Origin of the sequence: Rhodococcus sp. IEGM 1305 (genome assembly GCF_030058635.1) — a bacterium.
Classification (GTDB): domain Bacteria; phylum Actinomycetota; class Actinomycetes; order Mycobacteriales; family Mycobacteriaceae; genus Rhodococcus_F; species Rhodococcus_F opacus_D.
In genome coordinates, this window is the sequence record NZ_JASHKX010000001.1 from 120,944 (window position 1) to 136,999 (window position 16,056).

15 protein-coding genes are annotated in these 16,056 nt (G+C 67.1%); 13 read left to right on the forward strand and 2 right to left on the reverse strand.

The window, feature by feature from the left end; genetic code table 11:
- The first annotated feature begins 103 nt into the window (after nucleotides 1-103).
- From kdgD to QM693_RS00590, 3 genes are all read left to right on the forward strand, one after another.
- Nucleotides 104-1,018: a 5-dehydro-4-deoxyglucarate dehydratase gene (gene kdgD, locus QM693_RS00580; protein WP_164060816.1), complete on the forward strand. Its 915-nt coding sequence runs from the start codon at nucleotides 104-106 to the stop codon at nucleotides 1,016-1,018.
- Between the two features lie 35 nt (nucleotides 1,019-1,053).
- Nucleotides 1,054-1,467 carry a heme-binding protein gene (locus QM693_RS00585; RefSeq protein ID WP_283351023.1) on the forward strand — a complete coding sequence of 138 codons (414 nt, stop codon included), beginning with the start codon at nucleotides 1,054-1,056 and terminating at the stop codon, nucleotides 1,465-1,467.
- Nucleotides 1,468-1,622: 155 nt separating this feature from the next.
- Nucleotides 1,623-2,810 carry an NAD(P)/FAD-dependent oxidoreductase gene (locus QM693_RS00590; protein WP_477951479.1) on the forward strand — a complete coding sequence of 396 codons (1,188 nt, stop codon included), beginning with the start codon at nucleotides 1,623-1,625 and terminating at the stop codon, nucleotides 2,808-2,810.
- 62 nt (nucleotides 2,811-2,872) lie between these two features.
- Here the strand turns inward: QM693_RS00590 and solA are convergent, their stop codons facing one another.
- A complete protein-coding gene (gene solA, locus QM693_RS00595; RefSeq protein WP_283351025.1) occupies nucleotides 2,873-4,009 on the reverse strand; it encodes an N-methyl-L-tryptophan oxidase in 1,137 nt (378 codons plus the stop codon).
- A 314-nt stretch (nucleotides 4,010-4,323) separates the two neighbouring features.
- Here solA and QM693_RS00600 point away from each other — a divergent pair, with 314 nt between their 5' ends.
- From QM693_RS00600 to QM693_RS00615, 4 genes are all read left to right on the forward strand, one after another.
- Nucleotides 4,324-6,546: a thiamine pyrophosphate-dependent enzyme gene (locus QM693_RS00600; RefSeq protein WP_283351026.1), complete on the forward strand. Its 2,223-nt coding sequence runs from the start codon at nucleotides 4,324-4,326 to the stop codon at nucleotides 6,544-6,546.
- 127 nt (nucleotides 6,547-6,673) lie between these two features.
- Nucleotides 6,674-7,207 (forward strand): gluconokinase, encoded by a 534-nt coding sequence (locus tag QM693_RS00605; RefSeq protein WP_283333141.1) that lies wholly within the window; start codon nucleotides 6,674-6,676, stop codon nucleotides 7,205-7,207.
- Nucleotides 7,204-7,977: an SDR family oxidoreductase gene (locus tag QM693_RS00610; RefSeq protein ID WP_283351027.1), complete on the forward strand. Its 774-nt coding sequence runs from the start codon at nucleotides 7,204-7,206 to the stop codon at nucleotides 7,975-7,977. The genes QM693_RS00605 and QM693_RS00610 overlap by 4 nt, the downstream gene beginning before the upstream one ends.
- A gap of 26 nt (nucleotides 7,978-8,003) precedes the next feature.
- Entirely contained in the window at nucleotides 8,004-8,933 is a 930-nt protein-coding gene (locus QM693_RS00615) for a D-isomer specific 2-hydroxyacid dehydrogenase family protein (RefSeq protein WP_283351028.1), read from the forward strand.
- Here the strand turns inward: QM693_RS00615 and nac are convergent.
- Nucleotides 8,927-9,844: a nitrogen assimilation transcriptional regulator NAC gene (nac, locus tag QM693_RS00620; protein ID WP_005254585.1), complete on the reverse strand. Its 918-nt coding sequence runs from the start codon at nucleotides 9,842-9,844 to the stop codon at nucleotides 8,927-8,929. The two genes, QM693_RS00615 and nac, sit on opposite strands and share 7 nt — an antisense overlap.
- A 270-nt stretch (nucleotides 9,845-10,114) precedes the next feature.
- On the opposite strand from nac, the gene QM693_RS00625 reads away from it, so the two are divergent.
- From QM693_RS00625 to QM693_RS00650, 6 genes are all read left to right on the forward strand, one after another.
- Nucleotides 10,115-10,945, forward strand: a complete 831-nt coding sequence (locus QM693_RS00625) for a LamB/YcsF family protein (protein WP_283351029.1) — start codon at nucleotides 10,115-10,117, stop codon at nucleotides 10,943-10,945.
- On the forward strand, nucleotides 10,933-11,655 hold the full coding sequence (locus QM693_RS00630; protein WP_283351030.1) for a 5-oxoprolinase subunit B family protein: 723 nt from the start codon (nucleotides 10,933-10,935) through the stop codon (nucleotides 11,653-11,655). Before QM693_RS00625 ends, QM693_RS00630 begins: the two co-directional genes overlap by 13 nt.
- The gene (locus QM693_RS00635; protein ID WP_283351031.1) at nucleotides 11,648-12,691 is read left to right on the forward strand and encodes a 5-oxoprolinase subunit C family protein; all 1,044 of its coding nucleotides are present in this window, start codon (nucleotides 11,648-11,650) and stop codon (nucleotides 12,689-12,691) included. Before QM693_RS00630 ends, QM693_RS00635 begins: the two co-directional genes overlap by 8 nt.
- A complete protein-coding gene (locus QM693_RS00640; RefSeq protein ID WP_005250039.1) occupies nucleotides 12,688-14,037 on the forward strand; it encodes an MFS transporter in 1,350 nt (449 codons plus the stop codon). Before QM693_RS00635 ends, QM693_RS00640 begins: the two co-directional genes overlap by 4 nt.
- Before the next feature lie 89 nt (nucleotides 14,038-14,126).
- Nucleotides 14,127-14,894 (forward strand): SDR family oxidoreductase, encoded by a 768-nt coding sequence (locus QM693_RS00645; protein WP_005567627.1) that lies wholly within the window; start codon nucleotides 14,127-14,129, stop codon nucleotides 14,892-14,894.
- Complete coding sequence (locus tag QM693_RS00650; protein WP_283351032.1) at nucleotides 14,891-15,955, forward strand: L-idonate 5-dehydrogenase; 1,065 nt, start codon at nucleotides 14,891-14,893, stop codon at nucleotides 15,953-15,955. The genes QM693_RS00645 and QM693_RS00650 overlap by 4 nt, the downstream gene beginning before the upstream one ends.
- The last annotated feature ends 101 nt before the right edge of the window (nucleotides 15,956-16,056 follow it).

Below are 16,056 nucleotides of genomic sequence, written 5' to 3' on the forward strand. Positions count from 1 at the left end.
AAGATCCATAACTAGTGTTGGACTTGAATGGTTGGCGCTCCTAGCCTTGTGGACACAGCGCGCACCGACGGCGGCGCGATTGCGAACGAGGAGAACGAAACCCATGGCCACTGCGTCCCCCCACGAGATCGCTCACAAGCTCGGCTCCGGTCTGTTGTCGTTCCCGGTCACCCACTTCACGGAGGACCACTCGTTCGACGAGGCCGCGTACCGCGAGAACATCGGCTGGCTCGGGCAATTCGACGCCTCCGGGTTGTTCGCCGCAGGTGGCACGGGCGAGTTCTTCTCGCTCACCCCGCCCGAGGTGGAGCAGGTGGTCCGGGCAGCGGTGCAGGAGGCACCCGACGGTCTCCCGGTGATCGCGCCCGCCGGCTACGGCACCGCCACGGCCGTGCAGATGGCCCGGTCGGCGGAGAGCGTCGGCGCGCACGGCATCCTGCTGCTGCCCCCGTATCTCACGGAGGCGAGCCAGGACGGACTCGTCGCCCACGTCAAAGAGGTTTGTGCCGCAACCACTCTCGGGGTGACGATCTACAGTCGCGCCAACGCCGTCTACACCGAGGCCGCTGTCGCGGAGCTCGCGGACAGCTGCCCGAACCTGGTCGGGTTCAAGGACGGGGTCGGCAACATCGAGCAGATGACCCGCATCTACGCGAGTCTCGGTGACCGGCTGACCTACGTCGGCGGACTGCCCACCGCCGAGATGTTCGCATTGCCGTATCTCGCGCTGGGTGTCACCACGTACTCCTCGGCCATCTACAACTTCGTTCCGAAGTTCGCGCTCGACTTCTACAACGCGCTCCGCAGCGGAGACAACGCATTCGTCATCAACGCACTCAACGAGTTCGTGATCCCGTACTGCAACCTGCGCAACAAGAAACAGGGTTACGCGGTCAGCATCATCAAGGCCGGCATGACGGCGATCGACCGACCGGCAGGCCCGGTGCGCGCGCCTTTGACCGACCTCGATGCCGTCGAACTGGCCGAGCTCGCCGACCTGATCAAGAAGGTGAGCTGAGCCGCACAATCCGCGATCGATCATCGGAGAACGCCATGACACTCACCGCAGCGCGTGCGCAACTCGCCCTCGATCTGGTCCGGCGCCATGCCGCGACACTCGACGCCGCCGTCGCCGTCAGCGTTGCCGACGACGCCGGAAATCTGATGTGCTGCTCCCGGACCGACGGCGCCGCCGCGGAACTGCTGGACTCCGCGACCCGCACTGCGCTCGGCACCGCCCGGCGAATGTCGGGAACGACTGACGGGCACGGGGTAGGGCCGGCGCCCGGCGTGACGGTCGACTGCGGGATGGTCCCCGCGTGGACACCTCACCCGGCCGACAAACCTAGTGCGGTAGGCATACTCGCGGTCGCAACCTCTGTCGGTGGTGCCGGGCCGCACATCGTCGAGACCGTCATCGACGAGATCCACCGGTTCGACGAGCGACACCGCCGCAACATTTCGTGACACCGGCCCCGACAGCGACCGTTGCCCCGCTGGAAAGTCGTCTGTGACTATCTCGTCGCCCGCAATGCCGCATAGACTTGCCCGGTCGTGGCTTCGCGCAAGGCGTCAACTTCCTCGGACATCGGAACGTCGCGAGCTGAAGGATAGGGAATGCGATGATGAATTTTCGATCCGACACCCAGTGGAATTCGGTGAGCGCCTGGGACGACGATCCGGTGGTCGCGTCGTGGAACGGTCTTCCGGTGTTGGAACAGAACGTCACGGCCGACGTGTGTGTCGTCGGCCTCGGCGGGTCGGGTCTCGCGGCGATCGGCGCCCTGGTCGAACGTGGGCTGCAGGTTGTCGGCGTCGACGCCGGGCGGGTCGCGGCCGGCGCGGCGGGGCGCAACGGCGGCTTCCTCCTGGGCGGCCCGGCGACGTTCCTCCACTCGTCCCTCACGACCTGGGGGACGTCGTCGGTCGATCTCTATCGCGCAACCCTGCTCGAGTTGGACCGGCTTGCCGAGATGCTGGGTCCGGAGGTCATCGCACGGACGGGCTCCATTCGCCTCGCCGGATTGCCCGGCGAACCTGTCGACGACGCCGAGGCCGCCGACCGTGTGGTGGAACTCGCGGATTGCGCAGCACTGGCAGCGGTGTTGCGTGAGCACGACATCGCTGTCGAAGAATACGACGGCGAGCTCGGGCGCGGTCTGTTTCTGCCCGACGACGCGGCCATGAACCCCTCTCGTCGAGCTCTGGGGCTGGCGTCTCTCCTTCGGGGACGGGCCGGCCTGTACGAGCACTCGCCTGTCACCGCAGTGGAGAGTGGAAGGGTGACAACAGAACACGGTTCGGTCAGTGCGCCCGTCGTCATTGTCGCGGTGGACGGCAAACTCGAACAGGTCCTCCCGGATTTGCAGGGGCGGGTCCGGACGGCACGCCTGCAAATGCTCGGGACGGCGCCGGGGCTGCCCGAACGCCTGCCGTGCCCTGTGTACGGACGCTGGGGATACGACTACGCCCAGCAAGCGAAGGATGGGCGCCTATTCGTCGGGGGCGGGCGAGACCGTTTCGTCGACACCGAGTGGACATTCGACACGTCACCCACTCCGGACGTCCAGGGCTACATCGAACGAGTAGCGGAACGTATGGCGGGCAAGCCCGTCGACGTCGTCCGGAGATGGGGTGCGTCCGTGAGTTACACCACCGACGGCCGTCCCCTCTGCTCCGAGGTTCTTCCCGGCGTCATCGCCATCGGTGGGTACAACGGGACGGGAAACCTGGTGGGGCCCGTCGCTGCCCGTGCGGCTGTGGCACTGGCCCTGGACTCGACAGCACCACCGGTGTACTTCTCGACCTAGCCGGCGAGTCGAGGGACCACGGCCCTCGATCACGACGGCGCGGACGCCGGATCCCCGTTGTGTCAATCAGAGAATCGGTTGACGTCGAACAACTCCAAGGGGAATTCCGGGGTCGATCCGCAACTGAGATCGGCGGCGATCTCTCCGATCACCGGTGCAAATTTGAAACCGTGACCAGAGCACGCGGACACGACCGTCACGTTCCTGTAGGCGGGTGGATTTCCGATGATGAAGTGCCCGTCGGGTGTGTTCGTGTACATACACACCGCGGCCCGCACGGGGTGCGAACTCAATCCAGGCAGGTAATGACGAACGAGGTCCCGCAACGGGGCGGTGTCTTCGTCATGGACCACCCGATCCAGCTCGTCAGGGTCGGTCTCGCGCCCGCCGAGATGGAGCGCGATCTTGACCGTCTTGCCGTCCATGGTGGGGAAGCCGTACCACGTACCCTCCGGGCTGTCCCGCAGGAATACCGGGAACCGGTCGGGCCCGAACTGCGTGGGATCTTCGGCCGGGAACCATGCGAGGATCTTGCGCTCCACAGTCAAGGGGAGATGGGCGGCTGGGAGAAGGCCGGGAATCCAGGCGCCTGCCGCGACCACGACGTGGTCGGCTCGAATGACCTCGTGGTCGAGCCGCACGAGCACCGTGTTTCTGGGACCGTCCTCGATCCCCAGGACGCGGCTCTCGGGACGTACAGAGGCGCCCAGTTCGCTCGCACGGCGCGCTGCACCGGTGATCGCCAACTCCGGCCTGATCACGCCGGCATCCTTCTCCCAGATGGCCGTATCTCCCCCACGCAACCTCTGTGTAGGAAACCGGGTACCGAACTCGGCCGGGTCGAGAATCTCCTGGGTGAGGTCATGCACCCTGGCTGCTTCGAGGGAGCCACCCACAATCACGCCGCTCGAGGGGCCGATACTGAGGCCCCCGGTCATCGTCAAGACGGGTTCGCCGGTTTGCTCACCGAGTTCCCGCCATCCTCGGAGTGCGGCCCGGAGCATCGGGACATACGCGGGATCCTCATGGTATGCGGTTCTGAAGATGCGCGACTCGCCGTGCCCGGAGCCACGATCGTGCCCGGGAGTGAATTGCTCGAGACCGACTGCAGGAATACCTCGCTCCGACAGTCTCCACATGATTGCGGAGCCCATCGTGCCGGTACCTATCACGGCGACACCGGTCCTCGTCGTGGTCATCGACTGCGCACCAGCGTGTATTCACCAGCGGGGGAATTGTTCATGATCACAGCGGCCTCTCGAATGTGCAGTCGGTCTGCGGAGTCGGACCCAGACATGTTGCCATCCTGTCACTCCACACCGGTGTCGCCGAACGTCATGTGATCGAACACCGGAGCCGGAGGCGAAGCGCCCGCCGGGACAGATGTGACCCCAGTATTCGTCATGGTGACGGTCACGGCCCGGCGTGAGGAACAGTCGACCTTACGGTGAGGCATCGAGACTCTGATCCTGCGACTCTTGCCCGCTGGTCGGCGCCACAGGATGATCTAGGAATGGCCGAACAGATCGACGACTACTTCACCTCTGTCGTGTCGGGGCTGGTTCCCGGGGAGAGCCGCCCCGGCGTCGGTCCGGAGGATCCGGTCCAGCCGCCGTCCCCGTTGTCGGTGCAGGGCGCCCTGGACCTCTTCGACGCCCAGGTCGGCAGCAGGCATCTCGATCTGGCGGCCCGTTGGTTGCGGTCGCGGGGGAAGGGTTTCTACACGATCGGCTCGTCCGGGCACGAGGGCAACGCGGTCGTCGCGGCCGCGCTGCGACCCACCGATCCCGCTCTGCTGCACTACCGTTCCGGTGGTTTCTTCCTGGCGCGGGCGCAGCAGGTGGACGGCAGTGATCCGCTGCGCGACGTCCTCCTCGGACTCGTGGCGGCGACGGAGGAACCGATCTCGGGTGGTAGGCACAAGGTGTTCGGCCGTCACGACCTCAACATTATTCCCCAAACCTCCACCATCGCTTCGCATCTCCCACGCGCTGTCGGTGTCGCCTTCTCCATCGCCCGGTCGGAGAAGGTGCATGTGCCCTCACCGTGGCCGGCCGACGCGGTCGCCGTCTGCAGCTTCGGGGATGCGTCGGCGAACCATTCCACCGCCGTCGGTGCCATCAATACCGCGGTGCACGCCGCCTACCAGGGGTTGCCGTTGCCACTGCTGCTGGTGTGCGAGGACAACGGGATCGGGATCAGCACCAGGACTCCGAAGGGGTGGATCGCCGCGAACTTCGGTGACCGGGCGGGCCTCGAGTACTTCGAGGCGGACGGCTCCGACCTGCCGGCGGCATACGCGACGGCGAGAGATGCCGCCGACTGGGTCCGCAGGCACCGGAAGCCCGCGTTTCTGCACCTGCGTACTGTCCGGTTGATGGGTCATGCCGGCTCCGATGTCGAGGCCGCGTACCGGACATCTGCGGAGATCACCGCAGACTTCGACCGGGATCCGGTGCTGTGCACCGCGAAACTGCTGACCGAACGCGGACACCTGAGCCCCACCGACATCCTCGACCGCTACGAGAACAAGCGCGCCGAGGTCCTCGAACTGGCCGAGCAGGTCGGCGAACTACCTCAACTGGACAGTCCCGCGGCGGTGATGAAGCCACTCACCGACAGTGCCGAGCAGGCCGCCGCGGCCGCGCCGGAACGCGTCGACCCGGACCGTCGCGCGCAGTTCGTCGGGTCCCCGCTTCCCGAGGAGGAAGGTCCGCTCACCGTCGCTCTCGCGATCAACCGTGCCCTGCTCGACGTGCTGGCCCGGTACCCCGAGGCGCTGGTGTTCGGTGAGGACGTCGCCCGCAAGGGCGGGGTGTACGGGGTGACCCGCGGTCTGATGAAGAAGGCCGGGTCCGCGCGGGTGTTCGACACGCTCCTCGACGAGCAGGCGATCCTGGGACTCGCGCTGGGAGCGGGGGTGTCCGGATTGCTGCCGATCCCGGAGATCCAGTACCTGGCCTACCTGCACAATGCCGCCGACCAGATCCGCGGGGAGGGCGCGACGTTGCAGTTCTTCTCCGACCGCCAATACCGCAACCCGATGGTGGTGCGGGTTGCCGGGTACGGGTATCAGAAGGGGTTCGGCGGGCATTTCCACAACGACAACGCCGTCGCCGCACTGCGTGACATCCCCGGAATCGTGGTGGCGTCGCCGGCGCGCCCCGACGACGCCGCGGCCATGATGCACACGTGCGCCGCGGCCGCGCGCACCGCGGGCGCTTTGTGTGTGTATCTGGAACCCATTGCGCTGTATCACACCCGGGATCTGTACGAGAACGGTGACGAGCGGTGGCTGGCACCGTATCCGGATCCGGCGAAGCGGACCGAGAACCATGTGCCGATCGGCTCGGCCCGCACGTACGGTGACGGCACGGACCTGACGATCGTCACGTTCGGCAACGGGGTGCACATGAGCCTGCGCGTCGCGCGCCGTCTCGAACGGGCGCACATCGCCGCGCGCGTGGTGGACATGCGGTGGCTCGCACCGCTGCCCGTCCACGACATCGTCCGGGAGGCGAACGCCACCGGCCGGGTGCTGATCGTCGACGAGACCCGCAAGTCGGGGGGAGTGTCGGAAGGTGTGGTCGCGGCGTTGATCGACGACGGCTTCACCGGGCCACTCGCACGCGTCACGAGCGACGACAGTTTCATCCCCCTCGGCGACGCCGCCCTCGAGGTCCTGCTCTCCGAGGAGACCATCGAGGCCGCGGCAGTCAAACTCGTGAGCCGGTAACATCCGCATCCCTCGCGCTTCGCTATGACGGCAACGTCAACCGGTATCCCCTCCGCCATTGCCAAGCAGTTGTCCGGTCGGGCATGTTCGAACTGCATCTCTCCACACCGGCGGACAGGAACAATTCATGAGTGGCGATCAGCGACCCCACATCGTGGTGATGGGGGTGACCGGCTGCGGGAAGACAACAGTCGCGCAGCAACTTTCCGCACTGACCGGCCACCGGTTCCTCGACGCCGACGATCTGCATCCGCCGTCGAACGTCGAGAAGATGGCCGCCGGTATCCCGCTGACCGACGACGACAGGGCACCGTGGCTCGCAGTCGTCCGCGACCGCCTGCAGGAGCTGTCCGATCAGCAGCGCCGTGGCGTGGTGGCGTGCTCGGCGTTACGGCGGAGCTATCGCGACATCCTCCGCGACGTCTCCGACCCGGTGTTGTTCGTCCACCTCACGGGAGCGCGGGAGGTCATCCACGGCCGGATGCACGCGCGGAGCGGGCACTTCATGCCGCCTGCCCTGCTCGATTCCCAGTTCGCGCTCCTCGAGCCGCTCGACGCCGACGAGTTCGGCGTGGTCCTGGACGTCGATCCGGCGCCGGATGCGATCGCACGGGCCGCCGTCGAATACCTGCACGAAGAACGAAAGGTTGTCACACAGTGAGTTCGCACGGGAGTTTCGATGTGACGGGCAAGATCGCTCTCGTCACGGGATCGAGCCGGGGAATCGGCTTCGCACTCGCCAACGGACTCGCCGAGGCGGGCGCGGAGGTCGTGCTCAACGGCCGCGACGCCGACGCCCTCGCACGCAGCCGCGACGAGATCGTCCGCGCCACCGGTGCGACAGTCCACACCTGCGCGTTCGACGTCACCGCTCCCGAGGAGGTCACCGCCGCTGCGCAGCGGGTCGAGAACGAGATCGGTCCCGTCGAGATCGTCGTGAACAACACCGGCGTCCAGCACCGCAGCCCACTGCTCGAGTTCGGTGACGACGACTTCCGTCGCGTGCTCGACACCAACCTGAGCAGCGCGTTCTTCGTCGGCCGCGAGTTCGCGCGGGCGATGGTCCGTCGCGGGCACGGGAAGATCGTCAACATCTGTTCCGTCCAGAGTGAACTCGGCCGGGCGGGTATCGCCCCGTACGCCGCGAGCAAGGGCGGGCTGAAGATGCTCACACGCGGAATGTGCGCCGACTGGGCACCACTGGGACTGCAGGCCAACGCCATCGCACCCGGGTACTTCGACACCCAGCTCACCGAGGCGCTCGTGAACGATGCCGAGTTCAGTGCGTGGCTGACCACACGCACGCCCGCCGGACGGTGGGGGCGCCCCGAGGAACTCGTGGGTGCACTGCTCTTCCTCTCGTCGCCGGCGTCGGACTTCGTGAACGGCCAGATCCTGTACGTCGACGGCGGCCTCACCGCCGTAGTGTGATCCCCACCCGACCGACTCGAAAGACCATGATGCCGAACACCGCAACGCCTCGTATCCACCTCGGACCGCACCCGGACGCCGCCCTGATGCGCGGGATCGAGCGGGGCGGAGGCGTACTCGCCCCACTCGACGACGCCGAAGCCGTGGTGTGGGCGCAGGGTCCCGACACGTTCCCGGCGCAGTTGCCGGACTCGGTGCGCTGGGTGCAACTCCCCTCGGCGGGTGTGGAACCGTGGATCTCCGCGGGGATCGTCGACACCGAGCGGACGTGGACGTCCGCGGCCGGCGCCTACGCCGGCAACGTCGCGGAACACGGAGTTCTGCTGCTCCTGGCCGGTGTCCGTGCCCTCACCGAGCAGGTGCGCGCGACCTCCTGGCGCAAGGCCGAATTCGACCCGCAGGTGGGCACGCTGCGCGGGGCGACGGTCGCCATCGTCGGGTGCGGCGGCATCGGTCGCGCGATGATTCCGCTGCTCGACGCGTTCAGGGCGCGAGTGCTCGCCGTCACTCGTTCGGGAACCCCGGTCCCGGGTGCAGTCGAGACGCTGCCGTCCGATCGGACGTCGGAAATCTGGTCCAGAGCAGACCATTTCGTCATCGCCGCACCGGCGACGGCGGCGACCGCGCACATCGTCGACAAGGACGCACTCGCGCAGATGAAATCGACGGCGTGGATCGTCAACGTCGCACGCGGCTCCCTCATCGACACCGCGGGGCTCGTCGACGCGCTGAAATCCGGATCGATCGGCGGGGCCGCCCTCGACGTCACCGATCCCGAACCACTTCCCGACGGACATCCGCTCTGGACCCTGCCGAATGCCATCATCACGCCGCACGTCGCGAATCCGGCGACGGGGCTGACACGGCTGCTTGCCGATCACGTCGCGTCCAACGTCGAACGTTTCGCTGCCGGAGCGCCTTTGATGGCACCGATCGACGCGAGCCGGGGTTACTGAATGCCTCGATCGGCTTCCGAACTGGTCCGGATGTAGTTGGCGACGACACTGCGCAACACCTCGCGCACCGCCTCGGCAGGTCCCGAGAGCGGCTGATTGGCGGGTGTTCCGAGGGAGACCTGGACTTCGATGGTCGGTTCGATGCGGCGGAGTTCCAGGTTCTCCACATTCATGATGCGGCGGGCCACGGAGAACGGTAATACCGTCGCGCCCAAACCATTTCGTACCGCCTGCGCCATCAGGGTCACCGATTCCACCTCCCCGACCACCCGCGCGTGCTCGAAGGCGTGTTCGTAGGCCTGCTCCACCACCTTACGGATGGTGTGCATCGGGCCCGGCAGCAGCAGCGGCAGGTCGACGAGATCCTTGATGGCGACGGCCGTCCCGGTGTCACCGGGCAGACCGGTGCCTGCCGGCGCGACGACCATCAGCTCCTCGGTGAGGAGACGCTCGAAGTTGACGCCCTTGATCGGCCCGGCGTCGTAGAGCAGCGCCATGTCCATGCGGCCGGTCATCATGGCCTCGCTCAGCACGCCGCCGAAGTTCTCGTTGATGTGCAGAAGGATGCTCGGGTACCGCGACCGCACCGCGGTGAGCAGCGGCAACGCGATGGAACTCACGGTGCTGTACGGCGCGAGCCCCACGGAGACGCCGCCCGCCAGTTCTCGGCCGACGACGCTCACCTCGGCTTGAGCACTCTCCACCTGCCGCAGGATCACCTGCGCGTGCCGGTACAGCGCGCGCCCCGCATCGGTGGGTTCCACGCCCTGCTTGCTGCGGATCAGCAGCTGCTGACCGAAGTGGGTCTCCAGCGCCGTCATCTGCTGGCTCAATGCCGGCTGGGCGATGTGCAGAATGTCGGCCGCCCGCGTGATGCTTCCGGCGTCGACGATGCGGACGAATGAGAACAAGCGTCGGGTATCCACGAGCGATCTGCCTTTCTGACGATGCGGCGACGCAAGCACGCCGCGGTTTCGACAAGGTTGCCGGGCGGAAACACCGCCGTAGCCAAATGCGAGGCCCTGTTCTTCCGGTTTTGCATCGCCGCTGTTCAAACACCATAGACGTTCGTTATCGCCTCACGTAAAACAGGTATTAACCGCCCGAACCGGATCCTGCGTAGCGTCCGTTTACATCGAAAGTTCACAGGAACTGCACCAGCGGTTCCACTGCAGGTCCCCATGGGAGGCACCGTGACTGTCAAGATCGATCTCGTCGCCGACCTCGGCGAGAGCTTCGGCGCATGGACGATGGGCGACGACGACGCGCTGCTCGACGTGCTGACGTCCGCCAACGTCGCGTGCGGATTCCATGCCGGTGACCCCAGGACCATGGACGCCACGGTCCGAGGATGCGTCGCCCGCGGCATCGGCATCGGCGCGCACCCCAGCTTTCCCGACCTGGCAGGGTTCGGCCGGCGCGCGATTGACCTCACCGCAGACGAGGTCCGCACGGACGTTCTGTACCAACTCGGCGCGCTGCACGCCTTCGCGACATCACACGGCACGACGCTTTCGCACATCGCACCGCACGGTCGGTTGGGAAATCTCGTCGCCACGCGGGCGGACTACGCACGCGCCGTCGTCGACGCGGTGGAGGCGTTCGACCCGCGGCTGATCGTGCTCGCCCAGGACGGTGAACTCGCCGACCACACCCGTGAGCGGGGGATTCGCGTGGCGATCGTCGCCATCGTGGACCGCGCGTACCGCTCGGACGGCACCCTGGTGCCGCGGTCCGAGCCCGGCGCCGTGATTCATGACCAGGACACTCTGGTGGCGCGCACGGTGCAGATGGTGACCGAGGGTGTCGTCGAGGCCGTCGACGGCACCCGCATCCCGATCGAGGCCGACACGGTGCTGCTGCACGGTGACGGCGCCGACGCCGTACGCAACGCGCGAGCGATCCGGGAGGCGCTCCTGAGGGCGGGCGTCGTCATCGCCCCGGTGACGGAGGTCCTCGCGGCCAAGGAAGCAGGCAAGGAAGAGAAGGAGTCCGCGTCGTGTCCGGCGTGACGTGCATCCGGCCGCACCGGGAGTTCGTCCTCTCGGATTGCGGAGACTCCGCGGTACGTCTGACGTCGCTGTCCGCGGATGCCGAGGAGCGCTGGCGGGTGGTCCACGCGGTCGCCGCCGCACTCGACGCACGCGGCGACGAGGTCGCGGTCACCGGCATCATTCCCACGTACGACGCATTGCTGGTCGAATTCGATTGTGGTGCAAACACCCACGACGCCATCCGTGCACACGTCGAACGGCTGATCGAGCTCCCCGCGGATGCCGCGGCGCGCGGCCCGCGGCAGTTCGAGATCCCCGTCGTCTACGGGGGAGAATTCGGCCCCGACCTCGACGGCGTGGCAGCACACCTCGAACTCTCACCGGCCGAGGTGATCCGACTGCACTGCGAAGGCCCACTGACCATGCGCTGCTTCGGTTCCCCGGGCGGCGCCCCGATGCTGGACGGTCCCGCGTTCCCGCGGCCCGTCCCACGCCGCACGATTCCGCGGCCACACGTACCGGCAGGCGCGGTCGCTGTCGCGGGCAGGCAGGCCGTCGTCTCCGCGCGTCCCGCGCCGGGAGGCTGGCCGGTGATCGGTCGAACCCCGCTGACCATCGTCGATCCGGCGACCGACCCACTGTCCGACTTCCGGCCCGGCGACACGTTCCTCTTCGTTCCGATCACCGCGGCCGAGTGGTCGATGTACGAGGGCGTCCGTCATGGCTGAATCGATCACCGTCACGACACCCGGGCTGACCTCGATCCAGGACCTCGGCCGGCTCCGAGCGTCGCGGTTCGGCCAGATGACCGGCGGAGCCTCGGACCAGTACAGCGCCGACGTGGCGAACGCACTGGTCGGGAGCCCGCGTACGGCACCCCTGCTCGAGATGGTCGCCATGGACTTCGGCGCCGTCGCGAGCATCGACCTGCTCGTCGCGGTGACCGGAGCGCCGGCGGAGGTGCAGGTCGGGGGTGTCGCCCGCCCGCAGTGGGAGCCGTTCGTGTGGACCGCGGGCGAAGAACTCACCGTCCGCGGAATCCGCGACGGGCTCAGGGTCTACCTCGCCGTGCACGGAACGATCGACGCGCCCTGCCTGCTCGGTAGTTGCGCCCCCGACTCGGTTCTCGGTTTCGGCCGGCAACTGACGGTCGGCGAGTCCGTCGCCATCGACGTCGACGGACCGCCGATCGACCACCCGCACTTCTTGATGCCGCTGTTCCGGCTCGGCGCCCGGCCCGCGGCCTTCACCGGATGCTGGACCATCGACGTGACCGATGGTCCCGACGTCCACGAATTCGGCTCGACCTCCGCCCGATTGTTCGACACCCCCTTCGTCATCGGCGACAACTCGAACCACATAGGCCTCCGCCTCACGCCGACCGATCCGGGCAGCCCCGTTCCCCGGCGGGACCGGTCGACGGAGGTGCTCTCCCGTGGAGTGCCGATCGGTGCGGTCGAGGTTCCGGCCGGCGACGAGATCCTCGTTCTGCATCGTGGACGAGGGGTGACCGCCGGATACCCGGTGCTCGCGGTCGTGACCGCCACCGCTCTGTCCCAGCTCGGCCAGGCACGCCCCGGCCAGGAGGTCCGGTTCAGGAAGGTGACCGTCTCCGACGCCGTGGACGCGTACCGCACGCAACGACGCTCGATCGATCTCCTCCGCTCCCGCGTGGCCAACGCGTTCGCCAGTCTTCGGATCCCCCTTCACACAGAAACGACATCCGCCCAGCACAGCTCGGTACCCCAGATGGAGTCAGCATGACCAACGCGATCTCACCCGACACGGCCGGGCACACGTCCGAACACGAGGTGCAACCCCGCCAGCTCCGCAAAGTCGTTCTCGCAGGCTGCGTGGGCATCTTCGTCGAGCTCTACGACAACGGCATCTTCGCCTTCATGGCGACCGCCCTGGCCATCGTCTTCTTCGACGTCTCCAAGTCGAGTGACGCGCTGATGCTCGTCTTCGCCGGCTACGCGATCTCGTTCTTCGTCCGACCTCTCGGCGCGGTCGTCTGCGGCATCCTGGGCGACCGGATCGGCAGGCAGAAGATGCTCGTCTTCGTCATCATGCTGATCAGCGTCGCCACCGCTGGAATCGGCATTCTCCCGACCTACGCCGCGATCGGCGTCGCCGCACCCGCATTGTTGATCCTCCTGCGCATTCTGCAGGGCTTCTCCGTGGGCGGTGAGGCGGCGGGCGCCATGACGTTCCTCGCCGAGCACTCGCCGGAGGGCAAGCGCGGACTGATCACCAGCTACGCACAGATCGCGTCCTTCCTGGCCCTGCTCACGGGCACGCTCGTGGCGTTCGCGATGTCACCGTGGCTCAACGAGGCCGCCATCAACGGCGGCGGACCGGCCAGCTGGGCGTGGCGTGTGCCGTTCCTCGTCGCGATCCCGATGGGCATCATCGGCTGGTACATCCGCCGGGCCATCAGCGACACCCCGAACTTCGAGAAGCTCAAGGCGGAAGGCGGACTGTCCCGCAACCCACTGAAGGAAGCGTTCGCGACCCCCGAGCACCGCAAGGCGATGCTGCTCGCGCTGTTCATCCCGCTGATGAACGGCTCCGGCTACTACGTGCTCTTCTCCTACATGCCGACGTTCCTGAAGGGCGACAACATCGGCTTCTCGACCGGCACCGCCCTGCTCGTGACCGCGGCGAGTCTCGTGGCGATCTGCATCGCCATCCCGTTCATGGGTGCTCTCTCCGACCGTGTCGGCCGCAAGAAGGTCATCGCCGGCGCGGCGATCGCGATGGCCATCGGTGCCATCCCCTGTTACGCCCTGATCGCGACCGGCAACTTCGTGCTCGCAGTGGTGGGCGCATGCATCATGGCGGTGATCTTCGCCGGTCACACCGCCGTCATCCACATCCTCATCGTGGAGCTCTTCCCCACCCGGGTGCGGTACTCGGCGTACGGGCTGGGCTACAACATCTCCTCCGCGGTCTTCGGCGGCACGGCGCCCCTGCTCATGACCTGGCTGATTCCTCAGTTCGGAATCTACGTTCCCGCGGTCTATGCCGTCGTCACCGCGGTGGGCACCCTCATCGCTGTCAGCACCATCACCGACCGGGCGCACGTGCCACTCCGCGACACGCTCTGACGGATCCAGACTCGGCCCGGTGGTCTCCTGACCACTCGAAGACCACCGGGCTGTACCAACTTTCACCACCAGCAAGGCAAGGGAGCGTTATGCCATTCAACGACTACCGGACGGCACTGGTCACCGGCGCCAACACCGGAATGGGTGCCGCGGTCACCGAGATCCTGACCAAGCGCGGACTGACCGTCTACGGTGTGGCCCGCAACAAGGAACGGCTCGACGAGGTCGCGGACAAGACGGGAATGATCCCGCTCGCCGTCGACATCACGGACATCGACGCACTGAGCGCCGCCGTCGAGGGGCTCGAGATCGACGTGCTGATCAACAACGCGGGAGTGTCGGCCACCGGCAACATCCTGGACGCCTCCGCGGATTCGGTCGACGCCATGGTGGACGTCAATCTCCGTGCGGTGCTGCACCTGTGCCGCCTGCTGATGCCGGGAATGGTCGAGCGGGACCTCGGCCACATCGTCAACATCAGCTCCATCGCCGGCCTGTACAACTTCTACGGCCACACCGCCTATCACGCCACGAAGGCTGCGGTGCACCAGATCTCGCGACAGCTGCGCAACGACACCATCGGCAAGCGCATCCGCGTGACGGAGATCTGCCCGGGCAGAGTCGAAACCGAGATCTTCGGACGCAACCTGGGCGGGTCGCCGGAGGCGATGAAGGAGGCGTGGGAGACGTACTACGAAGGCTTCGAATCCATCACGACCAAGGACATCGCCGACACCATCGAGTTCGCGATCGACGCCCCGGGCCACGTCAATCTCGGCCTGATCGAAATCATGCCCACATTCCAGGTACCGGGTGGACTCGACTTCATCCGGCGCAACGATCGAGACCCGCGGTGAACACTGCGCAGCGCGAGTCCGGCACCCCGCTTCCGGCCGAAACCCTCGGGGTGGTGGCGCACGCCGCGGGAGACCTGCGCATCGAATCGGTGCCGCTGCGCCGGCCCGAGCCGTCCGAGACCGTCGTCGAGATCGCCTACGGCGGGATCTGCGGATCCGACCTGCACTACTGGACGCACGGGGCGGCGGGTGAGTCGATTCTGAAGGCACCGATGCTGCTGGGCCACGAAGTGGTGGGAACGGTGGTGCAGGCCGCGGCGGACGGCAGCGGCCCCGCAGCGCGTGAACGAGTCGCCGTGCACCCCGCCACCCCCGGCGGTCGCGGCGCCAGGTTCCCCGCCGATCGCCCGAACCTCTCACCGGGATGCACATACCTCGGCAGTGCAGCGCAATTCCCCCACACCGAAGGGGCATTCGCGAAGTACGCCGTTCTGCCCTCGCGCATGCTGCGGCCGCTGCCGCCGGACCTTCCACTGCGCACCGCTGCCGTCGCAGAACCCGCCGCCGTCGCGTGGCATGCCGTGGCCCGCGCCGGCGACGTGTCGGGGAAGAGCGCACTCGTCGTGGGATGCGGACCCATCGGCGCCCTCGTGGTGGCGGTCCTGCGCCGGGCCGGTGCGCGCGAGATCACCGCAGTCGACGTGCACGAGTATCCCCTCACTGTTGCACGGGCGCTCGGCGCCGACCGGACCCTCGACGCCACCGACTCCGAGAGCATCGCGGCCGTCGACGCCGATGTCGTCGTCGAATGCTCCGGTAACCGCTTCGGGCTCGAATCGGCCATTCGCGGCGCGACGCGCGGCGGCCGAGTCGTCATGCTCGGACTGCTCCCCACCGGTCTTCAGCCCGCGCCGCTCTCGCTCGTCATCACGCGGGAACTCGAACTCGTCGGATCCTTCCGATTCAACGACGAGATCGATTCGGTGCTCGCCGCTCTGGCGGACGGCAGCCTGAACGTCGAACCGGTGATCAGTCACGAGTTCGGCATCGAGGCCGGCCTCGAGGCGTTCGCCGTCGCGAAGGACGCGTCCGCCTCCGCGAAGGTGTTGCTGGCGTTCTGATTCCAGCCATTCCGAACGGCTATCGCCCGACAAGTAATCGGTCTTGTACAGCCGTGATGTGCTCCCGATAACCTGGGTGTGAAGGTACCGCCCGAGTTCCC

What these genes read in the sequence shown, in the direction of transcription:
- QM693_RS00590 (WP_477951479.1), top strand. Translation starts at nt 1,623, where the DNA reads ATGATGAATTTTCGATCCGACACCCAGTGGAATTCGGTGAGCGCCTGG.
- QM693_RS00645 (WP_005567627.1), top strand. Translation starts at nt 14,127, where the DNA reads ATGCCATTCAACGACTACCGGACGGCACTGGTCACCGGCGCCAACACC.
- QM693_RS00635 (WP_283351031.1), top strand. Translation starts at nt 11,648, where the DNA reads ATGGCTGAATCGATCACCGTCACGACACCCGGGCTGACCTCGATCCAG.
- kdgD (WP_164060816.1), top strand. Translation starts at nt 104, where the DNA reads ATGGCCACTGCGTCCCCCCACGAGATCGCTCACAAGCTCGGCTCCGGT.
- solA (WP_283351025.1), bottom strand. Translation starts at nt 4,009, where the DNA reads ATGACCACGACGAGGACCGGTGTCGCCGTGATAGGTACCGGCACGATG.
- QM693_RS00625 (WP_283351029.1), top strand. Translation starts at nt 10,115, where the DNA reads ATGGGAGGCACCGTGACTGTCAAGATCGATCTCGTCGCCGACCTCGGC.
- QM693_RS00615 (WP_283351028.1), top strand. Translation starts at nt 8,004, where the DNA reads ATGATGCCGAACACCGCAACGCCTCGTATCCACCTCGGACCGCACCCG.
- QM693_RS00600 (WP_283351026.1), top strand. Translation starts at nt 4,324, where the DNA reads ATGGCCGAACAGATCGACGACTACTTCACCTCTGTCGTGTCGGGGCTG.
- QM693_RS00640 (WP_005250039.1), top strand. Translation starts at nt 12,688, where the DNA reads ATGACCAACGCGATCTCACCCGACACGGCCGGGCACACGTCCGAACAC.
- QM693_RS00585 (WP_283351023.1), top strand. Translation starts at nt 1,054, where the DNA reads ATGACACTCACCGCAGCGCGTGCGCAACTCGCCCTCGATCTGGTCCGG.
- QM693_RS00605 (WP_283333141.1), top strand. Translation starts at nt 6,674, where the DNA reads ATGAGTGGCGATCAGCGACCCCACATCGTGGTGATGGGGGTGACCGGC.